Origin of the sequence: Parabacteroides merdae ATCC 43184 (genome assembly GCF_025151215.1) — a bacterium.
Taxonomy (GTDB): Bacteria; Bacteroidota; Bacteroidia; order Bacteroidales; family Tannerellaceae; genus Parabacteroides; species Parabacteroides merdae.
In genome coordinates this window covers 1,423,557-1,436,866 of record NZ_CP102286.1, presented here as the reverse complement: position 1 = coordinate 1,436,866, position 13,310 = coordinate 1,423,557, and the positions used below count along the sequence as shown (strand labels likewise).

General features: G+C 48.5%; 9 protein-coding genes. 7 read left to right on the top strand and 2 right to left on the bottom strand.

The features are described 5' to 3' along the window. The first annotated feature begins 4 nt into the window (after nt 1–4). The 6 genes from NQ542_RS05845 (at nt 5) to NQ542_RS05820 (ending at nt 9,980) form a co-directional block, all read left to right on the top strand. Nucleotides 5–1,261 (top strand): L-rhamnose isomerase, encoded by a 1,257-nt coding sequence (locus NQ542_RS05845; protein WP_005638214.1) that lies wholly within the window; start codon nt 5–7, stop codon nt 1,259–1,261. 44 nt (nt 1,262–1,305) lie between these two features. Continuing rightward, the gene (gene rhaT, locus NQ542_RS05840; RefSeq protein WP_005638211.1) at nt 1,306–2,331 is read left to right on the top strand and encodes an L-rhamnose/proton symporter RhaT; all 1,026 of its coding nucleotides are present in this window, start codon (nt 1,306–1,308) and stop codon (nt 2,329–2,331) included. A 164-nt stretch (nt 2,332–2,495) separates the two neighbouring features. Continuing rightward, on the top strand, nt 2,496–3,296 hold the full coding sequence (gene rhaD / locus NQ542_RS05835; RefSeq protein WP_005638209.1) for a rhamnulose-1-phosphate aldolase: 801 nt from the start codon (nt 2,496–2,498) through the stop codon (nt 3,294–3,296). A 107-nt stretch (nt 3,297–3,403) separates the two neighbouring features. After that, nucleotides 3,404–5,155: an alpha-L-rhamnosidase-related protein gene (locus tag NQ542_RS05830; RefSeq protein ID WP_005638207.1), complete on the top strand. Its 1,752-nt coding sequence runs from the start codon at nt 3,404–3,406 to the stop codon at nt 5,153–5,155. A 17-nt stretch (nt 5,156–5,172) separates the two neighbouring features. Continuing rightward, nucleotides 5,173–7,752 (top strand): family 78 glycoside hydrolase catalytic domain, encoded by a 2,580-nt coding sequence (locus NQ542_RS05825; protein WP_005638205.1) that lies wholly within the window; start codon nt 5,173–5,175, stop codon nt 7,750–7,752. A gap of 11 nt (nt 7,753–7,763) precedes the next feature. Further along, nucleotides 7,764–9,980 (top strand): alpha-L-rhamnosidase-related protein, encoded by a 2,217-nt coding sequence (locus tag NQ542_RS05820; protein ID WP_005638203.1) that lies wholly within the window; start codon nt 7,764–7,766, stop codon nt 9,978–9,980. Nucleotides 9,981–10,155: 175 nt separating this feature from the next. Here NQ542_RS05820 and NQ542_RS05815 read toward each other — a convergent pair whose 3' ends face one another. Together NQ542_RS05815 and NQ542_RS05810 are read right to left on the bottom strand one after the other, a co-directional pair. Next, entirely contained in the window at nt 10,156–11,475 is a 1,320-nt protein-coding gene (locus NQ542_RS05815) for a M56 family metallopeptidase (protein WP_005638201.1), read from the bottom strand. 20 nt (nt 11,476–11,495) lie between these two features. Beyond that, nucleotides 11,496–11,855 carry a BlaI/MecI/CopY family transcriptional regulator gene (locus NQ542_RS05810; RefSeq protein ID WP_005638199.1) on the bottom strand — a complete coding sequence of 120 codons (360 nt, stop codon included), beginning with the start codon at nt 11,853–11,855 and terminating at the stop codon, nt 11,496–11,498. Nucleotides 11,856–12,143: 288 nt separating this feature from the next. On the opposite strand from NQ542_RS05810, the gene nspC reads away from it, so the two are divergent. Beyond that, nucleotides 12,144–13,283, top strand: coding sequence for a carboxynorspermidine decarboxylase (nspC, locus tag NQ542_RS05805; protein WP_005648903.1), 1,140 nt, complete (start codon nt 12,144–12,146; stop codon nt 13,281–13,283). Nucleotides 13,284–13,310 lie beyond the last annotated feature (27 nt).

Genomic DNA, 13,310 nt, shown 5'->3' with positions numbered 1-13,310 from the left:
GACCATGACAAAAGAAAACATTATCAGACAAGCGTATGAGGCAGCTGTTGAACGCTATGCAGCTGTCGGTGTGGATGCAAGGGAGGCAATGGACAAATTGCAGAAGATATCTCTTTCGATGCATTGCTGGCAGGCGGACGATGTGAGCGGTTTCGAGAACCAGGGCGGTTCGCTGACGGGCGGAATCCAGGTGACAGGCAACTATCCGGGACGTGCCCGCACGATCGACGAAGTGCGTGCCGATGTCTTGAAAGCGGCTTCTCTGATCGCTGGTAAACATCGCTTGAACCTGCATGAAATATATGGCGATTTCCAGGGCAGGAAGGTCGACCGTGACGAAGTGGAACCTGCTCATTTTGAGAGCTGGATGCAGTGGGCGAAAGAGAACGGGATGAAGCTGGATTTCAACAGCACTTCTTTTTCGCATCCGAAGAGCGGCGACCTGACGTTGGCGAATCCCGACGATGCGATCCGCAATTTCTGGATCGAACATACGAAACGCTGCCGCTGGATCAGCGAGGAGATGGGCAAATACCAGGACGATCCCTGTATTATGAACCTGTGGATTCACGACGGCAGTAAAGAAGTTCCCGCCAGCCGTCTCAAATATCGTCAGATACTGGAACAGTCGCTCGACGAGATTTTTGCAACTGAATATAAGAACATGAAGGATTGTATCGAGGCAAAACTGTTCGGCATCGGTCTGGAAAGTTATACGGTCGGTTCCTATGATTTTTACTTGGGCTACGGTGCGAAGAAGAATAAGATTGTGACGCTCGACACGGGCCATTTCCATCTGACGGAAAGTATCGCCGACAAGGTTTCGGCCCTGCTTCTTTTTACACCGGAGATCATGTTGCACGTGAGCCGTCCGATTCGTTGGGACAGCGACCATGTGGTGATCCTGAGCGACGACTTGCTCGATCTGGCACGCGAAATCATCCGTTGCAAGGCATTGGACCGTGTGCATATCGGCTTGGACTACTTCGATGCGACGATCAACCGTATCGGGGCGTACGTGATCGGTTGCCGTGCAACGCAGAAGGCTTTTATGCAAGCCCTTCTTGAACCATCGGCAACTTTGCAGCAGTACGAAGCCGAAGGCAAATATTTCCAGCGTTTAGCTCTGCAGGAGGAAATGAAGAGCCTTCCGTGGACAGCCGTCTGGGATATGTTCTGCCTGCAAAACGACGTCCCGGTAGGTGAGGATTATATCGCCGAGATAGAAAAATACGAAGCGGAAGTAACAAGTAAACGTTAACCTTAGGGGCGAACACACAGGTTCGCCCTCTAAAAATAACATATATGGAAATAATCATCGGATTGATCATAATCGCAATCGGTAGTTTCGGGCAGAGCAGTTCCTACGTTCCGATCAACAAAGTCAAGGATTGGAGCTGGGAAAGTTTTTGGTTGGTGCAAGGCATTTTTGCCTGGCTCGTCTTCCCATTCTTAGGAGCGCAGCTTGCCATTCCCAATGGGAGCAGCCTCTTGGAACTGTGGAGTGCCGGCGGAGCTGCGGGGGCCGTTATCTACGGAATCTTGTGGGGGATCGGCGGGTTGACCTTCGGGTTGAGCATGCGTTATTTGGGGGTTGCGCTCGGCCAGAGCATCGCGCTTGGAACGTGTGCCGGTTTCGGGACGCTTTTCCCGGCAGTTTTTGGCGGAACGGATTTGTTTCATGGCGATGGCCTGGTCTTGCTGATCGGTGTGTGTATCACGCTTGCCGGTATCGCCGTGATCGGGTATGCCGGAAGTCTTCGCGCCCGTAATATGACCGAGGAGGAAAAGAAAGCGGCTGTAAAGGATTTCGCGTTGACGAAAGGTTTGCTTGTCGCTCTTTTGGCCGGTGTGATGAGTGCCTGCTTCAATCTGGGCCTGGAATCCGGCGCTCCGATCCTTGAGAAGGCGAAACAGTCCGGCGCAAGCGAATTGTTCGCACTGAATCCGGTCATCCTGTTGGTGACGATCGGGGGGTTTATCACGAACGCCTCTTATTGCCTTTTCCAGAATGTAAGGAACAAGACGGGGAGAGATTATTTCTCCGTATCAGGCGGTACTTTGCTGAATAATGTCTTATTTTGTGCGCTGGCAGGTGTTTTGTGGTATTCGCAATTCTTCGGGCTGGGAATGGGAAAGAGCTATTTTGCCGAATCTCCGGTGATGCTGGCCTTTTCATGGAGCATCTTGATGTCGCTGAATGTGATCTTCAGCAATGTGTGGGGCATTATATTGAAAGAGTGGAAAGGGGTGAGCCGGCAGACGATCGTCGTTTTGGTTTGCGGCATGTGTCTCCTGATATTCTCACTTTTGCTGCCTAATTTGATTTAAGATAATGATCGGATTGGAGATAGGCATGGGACGTTAGTTCGATAGGTATGGAACTTAATTTCCATAGGTATGAAATTAAGCTCCCGTGCTTGTCTGTTTTTTGCCGGGTGAAGAACAATTTTGAGCCGGGGGCGTGTCCCTCATAAAAAAGATATATAAGTAAAATGAAAACAATCAGAAACAATGAAAAATTGATGGCCGAGATTGGCCGTATCGCTGAAGTGGCCGGCTATCTTTGGACAAAAGGATGGGCGGAACGTAACGGTGGTAACATTTCCGTAAACCTGACCGACTTGATGAACGATGTCGAAAAAGCACTTCCCGCACTGGGACCGGCTATTCCTTTACAAGAAGCGATGACCGCTCTTGCCGGACATATTTTCTATGTCACCGGTACAGGAAAGCGGATGCGTTATGTAGCACAGGAACCGTTGGCCAACGGTTCCTTGATCCGTATCGCCGGGGATGGAAAAAGTTATGATATTATTGCTGAACAATTGATTTTGCCTACTTCCGAGTTGCCTTCGCATTTGATGATGCATAATTATCTGCGTGGCCTGGGCCGTGATAACAGAGTCGTTCTGCATACGCACCCGACCGACCTGATCGGCATGACGCATTGTAAACCGTTCTTGGATTCGGATGTCATCACCCGTACGTTGTGGAGCATGATTCCCGAATGTCGTATCATTGTCCCGAAAGGAGTCGGTATTGTTCCCTATGAAATACCTGGGACACTGGATTTAGCACGTGCAACCATTAAACAATTGGAAAAGCACGATGTCGTATTCTGGGAAAAACATGGTATTTTGGCAGTCGGTGAAGACCTGATCGAATGTTTTGACGCAATCGACACGCTAAGCAAGTCCGCCCAAATCTATTTCAGCGCACGCATGGCAGGATACGAACCCGCCGGCATGACTGACAAGCAGTTGGATGATTTGGTTCCGGCCTTCGGTTTGTGATAGGTTACGATCGTAAATGATGATTTATAGGTGTGTTTATAGCAACGAGGTATAGCTTTGTTTGTCACTACACCGGTAAATCATCATTCATATAAATACCATATACCATGAAAACATTATTTATTCTTATATCTCTATTCTTTGCCGTATCATTGTCCGCTCGGCAGCGCGATAGTCGTGTACGCGAATATCTACCTCCCGCACGCATCGTCTGGCAACAGGAAAGCCAGTTGATACAGGGTGCAAACCATTTGCTTCTTTCTGGAAACGGACAATCCAATCTTGTGAATCATAACATCTGTAAGCTTTCGAGCACCGACCGGCAGCATCCTGCCATCCTTCTTGATTTTGGAAAAGAACTGCAAGGCGGCTTGCAAATAGTAACCGGCATGCCGGCTTCGCACGAACCAGTCGCCGTCCGGATCCGTTTGGGTGAGTCGGTAAGTGAAGCCATGTGCGATATAGATGGGGTGAACGGTGCTTCCAACGATCATGCCATGCGCGATTTTACTATTCGCCTACCCTGGTTGGGGGTTATGGAAGTGGGTAATTCTGGGTTTCGGTTTGCTCGGATTGATCTTTTGGACGATTCCGTCGAATTGCATATTAAAGAAATACGTGCCATTTCCGTTTTTCGGGACATCCCATATAAAGGCTCATTTCGTTGCAACGACGAACGGCTGAACCGGATTTGGCAGACTGGTGCTTATACGGTACATTTGAATATGCAGGAGTATATTTGGGACGGCATCAAACGTGACCGTTTGGTCTGGATTGGTGATTTGCATCCGGAAGTGATGACGGTCAACACTGTTTTCGGATATAACGAGGTGATACCGAAAAGCCTTGATTTTATCCGCGATGCAACGCCGTTGCCTGGCTGGATGAACGGGATGTGCAGTTACTCCATCTGGTGGTTGCTGATCCAGCGCGACTGGTATTACTATCAGGGGGACTTGGCTTACTTGAAGGAACAGAAAGACTATTTGACCGGTTTGCTCCGTCTTTTGATCTCCAAAGTCGGTGACGACGGCGTCGAGAAGCTCGACGGAGGAGGACGTTTCCTCGATTGGCCGTCCAGTGAAAATCCGGTTGCCATCGATGCCGGCTTGCAAGCCTTGATGCTACAGGCGATGAAAGCCGGAAACGAACTTTGTAAGGTGTTGGGCGAAGATGCGTTGGCGGCAGAATGCGAGGCTGTAGGAAACAGGATGACCAAGGCCGCTTCGAAGGTGATAAAACCTTTCCTGAAGTCAGGTGTTGCTCCGGATGCTCCTGGATCGAAACAGGCAGCTTCCCTGTTGGCGTTGGCCGGACTGATGAAGCCGGAAGAGGCCGATCGGAGATATCTCGCAGTTAATGGAGGGCATGGATTCTCTACTTTTTATGGTTATTATATGCTTCGAGCGATGGCTGCTGCCGGCAATTATCAAGGGGCGATCGACGTGATACGCCAATTCTGGGGTGCGATGCTCGATTTGGGTGCAACTACTTTTTGGGAAGATTTCAACTTAGACTGGTTGCCCGGCGCTTCTCGCATCGATGAATTGGTTCCGGTAGGCAAGAAAGATATTCATGGCGATTACGGGGCTTATTGTTATAAAGGTTTCCGCCATAGCCTTTGTCACGGTTGGGCTTCTGGTCCGACTTCCTGGCTGAGTGAATATGTGTTGGGTGTCCAGGTTGTGGAGCCGGGTTGCCGCGTTGTCCGGATCACACCGCATTTAGGTGACTTGGAGTGGGTGGAAGGAACGTTCCCGACTCCTTACGGTGTGATCACTATCCGTCACGAAAAAGGCGCTGACGGGAAAGTACGGAGTCGGATCGATGCTCCGTCCGAAGTAAAAGTTGTACGATAATCAAATCAGATAAAGATATGGTAAAAAAAAACACGCTGTTGATCTGCTCACTTGCCTTCTTCTCGCTGATGGGTTGCAAAGGTAAAAACGAGCTTACGGTTCCGGTGAACCTGCGAACAGAATACCTGCGCGAACCGATCGGTTTGGATACGAAAAGTCCCCGTTTCACTTGGGAATACAAAGGAAGTGAGAAGAACTTTTTGGCTTCCCGTTCGGAAATCCGTATCGGGACCTCGCCGGATAACCTGCAACCGTATACCGATAATATGACATTGGAACCGCATACCCGTTACTATTGGAATGTGACGGTATGGGATCAGGATGGAGACATTTGCGAGACTTCGGAAACGGCTACTTTCGAGACTGCCAAATTCAAGTCGTCCGACTGGTCGGGAAAATGGATAACCGACAGTCACGATAAGGAGTTCGAGCCGGCCCCCATGTTCCGCAAAGCTTTTACATTGGGAAAAGAGATTGAAGAAGCCCGCGTGTATGTGGCTGCCGCTGGTTATTACGATTTGTTTATCAACGGTAAGCGGGTAGGAGAGAACTATCTTGATCCGGGCTATACGCATTTCGACAAACGTATCCTATATGTGACACATGATGTAACCTCTCTTTTAAAACCGGGTGGCAACGCTATCGCTACCGTTTTGGGTAACGGCTGGCACAATGTACAATCCAAAGCTGTCTGGAATTTCGAGACTGCCCGTTGGCGTAACCGTCCCCGGATGCTCTGTGAATTGCGCCTACGCTATACCGATGGTACGACTGAAGTCATCGCCACCGATGAAAGTTGGCGTACCGCGACCGGTCCCTATACCTATAACAACATCTACAGCGGTGACAAATACGATGCCACGTTGGAAGAAAATGGTTGGAACGCGGAAGGGTTCGATGACAGCAAGTGGGATCCGGTACAAGTTACGGAAGCTCCGGCTCCCTTATTGGCCGCCCAGCAGATGCCGGGTATCCGGATTACGGAAGAATTGCAGCCTGTCTCGATGAAGAAGTTCAGCGATAAACTTTATGTATTTTCATTCGAAAAGAATTTTGCCGGTCTGTCCCGATTAAAGGTGAAAGGTGCTCCCGGTACGCGGATCACTTTGAAGCATGGAGAGTTGCTGAAAACAGACGGTCGTCTGGAACAGGGAAATATAGATGTCTATTATCATCCTGTGAAACCGGGAGAGGTTTTCCAGATGGATGTGTTCACACTGAAAGGAACAGGTGAAGAGGAAATCTTTATGCCTTCATTCGCCTATCATGGTTTCCAGCATGTGGAAGTTGAAAGTTCGGCTCCCGTAGTCCTGACAAAAGAGAGTCTGACCGGACTGTTCATGCACACAGCGGTAGAGCCCGTAGGCTCCTTCTCCTGCTCCGATCCGTTGTTGAACAAAATATGGAAGGCGACAATGGAAGCCTATCGTAGTAACCTGCACAGTATTCCGACCGATTGCCCGCAGCGTGAAAAGAACGGCTGGACGGCCGATGCGCATGTAGCAATCGACCTCGGCCTGTTAGGTTTCGACGCCATCACCTTGTATGAGAAATGGATGAACGACTTCATTGATAACCAGCGCGAAGCCGGTGAGATCTCCGGTATTATCCCCTCCAGCGGCTGGGGATATGGTGAATGGCCCGGCCCGGTATGGGATGCCGCCATGTTTATCATCCCAAATGCTTTGTATAATTATTATGGTGAGACACGCAGTATCGAGAACCTGTATCCTACGATGTTGCGCTATTTGGATTATTTGAAAGCAAAAGAGAAGGACGGTGGTTACCTGACCTTCGGTTTAGGAGATTGGGTGTACTGGAAGTCTACGACCAATAACACTTATACCTCTACTGCTTATTATTATTTGGATTACACCTTGATGGCCCGTTTCGCCGGACTGTTGGGTAAAGATGCCGCCCCTTATCGGCAGAGAGCCGACGAGTTGAAGGCCTTGGTCAACCGTAAGTTCTTCAATCCCGAAACGGGGGTCTATGCTGAAGGAACCCAGACGGCACAGGCGATTGCCCTCTATTTAGGAATCGTACCGGAAGGTAAGGAGCAGTTGGTCGCCGATAAACTTTGCGAGGTCGTGCGTGCCAACAACCATTTCCTCGATTTCGGCCTGCTCGGAAGCAAGTCTGTTCCGGCCATGCTGACCCGCTACGGCTATGTCGAGGATGCTATGAAGATGATTACGAAGACGGAAGCTCCCTCTTGGGGCTATTGGGTGGAAACGATGGGATATACGACGTTGCCTGAAACCTGGACGTTAAGTCCTGAGTTCCGCGACGCCTCCCTGAATCATGTCTTTATGGGAGATGTCTCTGCTTGGATGATGAATCAGCTTGCTGGTATCAACTACGATGCTGTTGAACCAGGTTTCCGCCATATTCTGATTACGCCTCATTTCGTGGAAAGAGTGAATTGGGCGAAAGGTGAGTATCATTCTGTACGGGGCTTGATTTCGAGCGAATGGAAACGGGAGGGAGGCAAAGTTACTCTTACCGTGACGATCCCGTCCGGCTGTACGGCGGATATCCGTGTCGGCGATAAGACGGAAACAGTCGGGTCTGGTACACATGTGAAAACTTATTAAACGAGAATACCATGAAACATTATTTTCTGTTGTTACTGTTAATCGGATGTATCGCTTCCGGCCATGCTGAATCTGGCTGGAAAGCCCATTGGATCAATACGGAACGTTGTCAGAGCGAGACGAACACCTGGTTGGCTTTCCGTAAAACCGTCCATATAGACAAGGTTCCGCAAACTCTTACCGCCCGCATCGCTGCCGATAGCAAATATTGGTTGTGGATAAACGGTCGCCTGGTCGTCTTTGAAGGCGGGCTTAAACGGGGACCTTCTCCGTATGACACCTACTACGATCCGGTAGAGATAGCTCCTTATTTGCAAAATGGCGAGAATACGATTGCTGTGCTGGTCTGGCATTTCGGTAAAAGCGGATTCAGTCATGTGAACAGTGGTCTGGCTGCCTTGCTGTTTGAAGCTGTCGCTCCTGGTGTCGAGATCGTTTCCGACAAGAGCTGGCAATGCACCGTATATGATGCCTATCAGGATACTGAGGCGCCCTATCCGAATTATCGTTTGCCGGAAAGCAATATCCGTTTCGATGCCAGGATGGAAATGTCCGGCTGGAATCAGCCCGGCTACACAGGCAAGATGCCGAATGCCGAAATTATTTCGTCTGTCGGGGTCGCCCCTTTAGGTAAATTGGTCGAGCGTCCGGTACCCCTATGGAAAGACTATGGCTTGAAACCGTATGTCAGTGTCCGCCGGTCGTCTGCCGGCGATACGCTTTATTGTCGTCTGCCTTATAACAGCCAAGTGACTCCTTATCTGAAAGTGGAAGCTCCTGCCGGCAAGGTGATCCATATCCGGACGGACAACTATGAGGGCGGTTCTCAATACAACGTCCGCGCTGAATATGTCACGCGCGACGGCGTGCAGGAATATGAGAGTTTAGGCTGGATGAACGGTCACGAGATGCAATATATCCTGCCGGAAGGCGTGAAGGTGCTGGATGTGAAATTCCGGGAAACCGGTTACGATACCGAATTTACAGGTTCTTTCAGTTGCAATGATCCGTTCATGAACGAACTTTGGAAACGTTCGGCCCGCACCTTATATATAACGATGCGCGATAGTTATATGGACTGTCCGGACCGCGAACGGGCGCAATGGTGGGGTGACGAGGTGAACGAATTGGGCGAGGCTTTCTATGCCCTTTCTCCCTCTAGCCATAAACTGGCGCTGAAAGGCATCTACGAACTGATGAACTGGCAACGCGAAGACGGTGTGATTTTCGCTCCGGCCCCGGCTGGTAACTGGCGGAAAGAGTTGCCATTGCAAATGTTGGCTTCGGTAGGTTGGTACGGTTTCTATACCCAGTATTATTATAGTGGCGACAGTAGCTTTGTCGCCGGTATTTATGACCGAATGCACCACTATCTGCACGAAGTATGGCAAGTAGATAAGAGCGGCCTGGTTATCGAGCGTGACGGCGATTGGAGCTGGGGTGACTGGGGAGAAAACATCGATATGGGCGTGTTGGTAAATTGCTGGTATTATTTGGCCTTGAAAGCAGAGAAAGCTTTTGCCCTCCAACTTGGAAAAACAGCCGATGCCGATGAGATCGGCCGTATGATGTACAGTATAGGGAAATGCTTCGACACAAAGTTTTGGACAGGATCAGCATATCGCTCTCCCGGCTATAAGGGAGAAACGGACGACCGTGCACAGGCGATGGCTGTCGTTTCCGGTTTAGCTTCCGCTGATAAATATCCTGCTCTGGTAAAAGTCCTGAAGAAGGAATGCCATGCCAGTCCCTATATGGAAAAGTATGTGCTCGAAGCCTTGTTCCAAATGAATGAACCGGCCTTTGCTTTAGAGAGGATGAAGCAACGCTATGCGAAAATGATGGATTATCCTGAATATACGACCTTGTTCGAAGGATGGGGAATCGGTCCGGACGGTTTCGGAGGCGGTACGATCAACCATGCATGGAGTGGTGGCCCTCTTACGTTGCTGAGTCAGAAAGTGTGCGGTATAGAACCTACCTCTCCAGGTTTTCGTTCCTTCAAGGTTTGTCCCCAAATGGGCACTTTGACCGAAGCCTCTGCTACAGTAGATACGCATTTCGGCAAGATAGAGGTGTCGCTGAAACGCAAAGGTAAAAAGATACAGGCCACCCTTTCCGTTCCCGAAGGAACGACAGCCGAAGTCATCTGGCCCGATGGCTCCCGCAAGAATTTCGATCCGGGGCGCCATCAGGCGAAACATGTAGGCCTTAAAGGAAAAAAATAGTACTTTTGTATCATTCTTTCTATTACTCTTCTGCGGGTAAGCCGTGGTAATTTATAAAAACATCTCCCTTTTCGAGAGGAGCGTGGGGCATGTGATCTTCGTATATCGCCTGGCAGCATTTTTGAAGATTGCATGCCTTTTTTGTGTCCTGCTCAAAAAGGGAAATACTGTCAGGCTACTGCAATCGGTAAGTTAACGGGACGGTATATTGTACGCGGACGACTTTTCCGTCTTTCATCTTTCCCGGAGTCCATTTGGGCATCGACTTGACAATCCGTAAGGATTCTTCATCCAATGAGGGATATAAAGCCTGTGTCACTTTGGCGTTTGTGATGCTTCCGTCTTTTTCGATAACGAATGTGACGACTACTTTTCCCTGTTTTCCCTGTTGCTGGGCTTCTGTCGGATATTTTATGTTTTTAGCAAGAAACTGCAATAATGCATTTTGCCCGCCCGGAAATTCCGGCATGATATCACATGTGTCATAAATCTTGTCTTTTTCCGGTGGAAGCGGATTGGCTGCTTCCATTTTGGAAACAGTAGTGGTGGCGAGAGCAGTCGGCTGTTGGATAACCTCTGCTACCTTTTCATTCAAAACACGTGCCATCGCATCGATATTATTGAGCAATAGCAAGCCTGCGGCCATTGGAACCAGTGCCAGGTATTTCACTTTTCTGGCGTTGTTCGTTCTTTTTTTGTTTAACATAGTAATTCTCTTTTTAAGTGGTAAGACACTGAAATTGTTATATAAATTTGCAATAGCCGTATTGGGATGTTTTACTCCGATCAGATGGTACTGGTATTCTTTTTTGTCGAATCCGGCAAGCATGACTTGTTCATCTGCGATAAATTCATGATTTATACCGATCTCTTTCTTTAGCCACCAGGCAAACGGATTTAACCAGCAGGCGATACAGATGATTTCACCAGCCATCATGTCGATCGAATGCCATTGGCGGACGTGTGTTTGTTCATGGATCAAAATGTCATCAAGCCTTTCCCGTTGATGCGGATCGGATGAAATGAAAATCCAGCCGAAAAAGGAGTAGGAGGCTTCCGCTTCCGGAAGGATACAAACTTCGATGCCGTTCAAAGTGATTTTCCTACATTTCCGGTGTAAACGAGAAACAGTGAACAGCTCCGCCAGACATCTGGACAGCAACAGGCCGGCTCCTGCCAGCCAGATAACTTGCATAACCTTGAGCCCGGTTTCTTTCCAGTCGGAGGCGGCTATTTCATTGCTTGCTGTCAGGACTGTTTCTTTAGGTAGCAACCCTGAATAGTAGCCGACTATACCTGCTACGCTTGTCTGGGTGGATAACCAGCCGCTTAAATCCGGTAAAGGGTAAAGGAATGCGATCAGGTAAATCGACAATAACACCCCTCTGCGTAACCTGAAGAACGTATCGTCACGGAATAATAGGCGATAACAGATATATAAAAATGCCAACGCCAGATTTACCTTTAGAAAATAGATTAGTATCGGAGTTATCATATTGATATCTTTATAATTGATTATTCTTCCTTTTCGATCTGATCCATCAAGTCCTGCAAATCGCTTTTGGATAATTTACGATCGCGGACAAAGAAGGAAACCATTTCTTTATAAGAACCGGTGAAATAATTTTGTACGACATTCGACATGAAAGTACGCTTGTATTCCGCTTCTTTCACACGTGGAGAAAAGAGTGTAATCGTTCCGAATTTCTTCGGGGTGACGTACTTCTTTTTTTCAAGGTTCCGGACCACCGATGCCACGCTGGTGTAGGGCGGTTTCGGATCGGGCATTTCGTTCAGTATGTCACGGATGAAACATGATCCTAATTTCCAGATATACAACATTACGCTTTCTTCTTGTGCAGTCAGTCTTTCCATTGTCTTGTTGTTTTTTTGAATTTCAGATTACTATCTTTTCGCAAATCTACTTTATTTTAGTAGATAAGGGTACGTGTCTTATGGTAATAATTGTTAATGAGGAAAAAAGGGCTTCTTGCTTCCGGTGTTGTGGAGGATTTCATTTTCATGCCTGTGTGTTTTGATTTGGACTAACGGATCTTTAGGAAAAAGTACGATAAGAAGAAGGGAGGCGATAAGCCCTGTTCTTGTTTTTCGCTTTTTATTATGTATCTTTGCCCGACAGAATCAAAGAAAAATACTTACCGGATGATAGACTTCAATATGATACCATCTCCCTGTTATGTGATGGAAGAAGAGTTGCTCCGCCGTAATTTGTCACTGATCAAGAGCGTGAAGGAGAGGGCGGGAGTTAATGTAATCCTGGCTTTTAAGGCGTTTGCGATGTGGAAAGCATTTCCGATCGTGCGTGAATATATTCCGTATTCGACAGCAAGTTCGAAGTTTGAGGCCAGGCTGGCTTTTGAAGAGATGGGTAGCCGGGCACATACCTATTCGCCGGCATATACGGAAGCGGATTTCCCGGAGATTTTAAGATACAGTAGTCATGTGACGTTCAATTCGCTTACGCAATTCGAACGTTTCTATCCGATGGTGCAGGCGGACGGAAACCGGGTATCGTGCGGTCTGCGCATCAATCCTGAATATTCGGATGTCGAAACGGATTTGTATAATCCTTGCGCTCCGGGCTCCCGGATGGGAGTGGTTAGCGACCTTTTGGATGGTCTGTTGCCCGACGGTGTCGAGGGCTTGCATTTTCATACGCTTTGCGAATCGAGTTCGTATGATCTGGAAAAGACGTTGGGAGAAGTAGAAAAGCGTTTCGGCCGTTTCCTGCCGCATATCAAATGGTTGAATATGGGAGGCGGGCATCTGATGACACGAAAAGGCTATGATACGGAACATCTGATCGGGCTGTTGCAGGCGTTCAAGGCCAAATATCCGAACCTCGAAATCATCATGGAGCCGGGAAGCGCATTTGCGTGGCAAACCGGATTTCTGCTGACGACGGTGGTGGATATCGTGGAGAATCATGGTATCAAGACCGCGATCATAGATGCCTCTTTCACTTGCCATATGCCGGATTGTCTAGAGATGCCCTATAAACCGGTGATTCGCGGGGCTATAGAGCCGGAAGAAGGAAAGCCTGTTTATCGTATCGGAGGAAACAGCTGTCTGAGTGGTGACTATATGGGCGATTGGTTTTTCGAGCAACCCTTGAAAGTGGGTGATAAATTGATATTCGAAGATATGATCCATTATACCATTGTCAAAACGACCATGTTCAACGGAATCCCGCATCCATCCTTGGCTTTGTGGAGCAAGGAGGACCGGCTCGTGATGTACAAGGAGTTCGGCTACGAAGATTACAAGGGAAGAATGGACTGAATCAATTGACAATTAATAAAGAAGAGG

What these genes read in the sequence shown, in the direction of transcription:
- NQ542_RS05845 (WP_005638214.1), top strand. Translation starts at nt 5, where the DNA reads ATGACAAAAGAAAACATTATCAGACAAGCGTATGAGGCAGCTGTTGAA.
- rhaT (WP_005638211.1), top strand. Translation starts at nt 1,306, where the DNA reads ATGGAAATAATCATCGGATTGATCATAATCGCAATCGGTAGTTTCGGG.
- rhaD (WP_005638209.1), top strand. Translation starts at nt 2,496, where the DNA reads ATGAAAACAATCAGAAACAATGAAAAATTGATGGCCGAGATTGGCCGT.
- NQ542_RS05830 (WP_005638207.1), top strand. Translation starts at nt 3,404, where the DNA reads ATGAAAACATTATTTATTCTTATATCTCTATTCTTTGCCGTATCATTG.
- NQ542_RS05825 (WP_005638205.1), top strand. Translation starts at nt 5,173, where the DNA reads ATGGTAAAAAAAAACACGCTGTTGATCTGCTCACTTGCCTTCTTCTCG.
- NQ542_RS05820 (WP_005638203.1), top strand. Translation starts at nt 7,764, where the DNA reads ATGAAACATTATTTTCTGTTGTTACTGTTAATCGGATGTATCGCTTCC.
- NQ542_RS05815 (WP_005638201.1), bottom strand. Translation starts at nt 11,475, where the DNA reads ATGATAACTCCGATACTAATCTATTTTCTAAAGGTAAATCTGGCGTTG.
- NQ542_RS05810 (WP_005638199.1), bottom strand. Translation starts at nt 11,855, where the DNA reads ATGGAAAGACTGACTGCACAAGAAGAAAGCGTAATGTTGTATATCTGG.
- nspC (WP_005648903.1), top strand. Translation starts at nt 12,144, where the DNA reads ATGATAGACTTCAATATGATACCATCTCCCTGTTATGTGATGGAAGAA.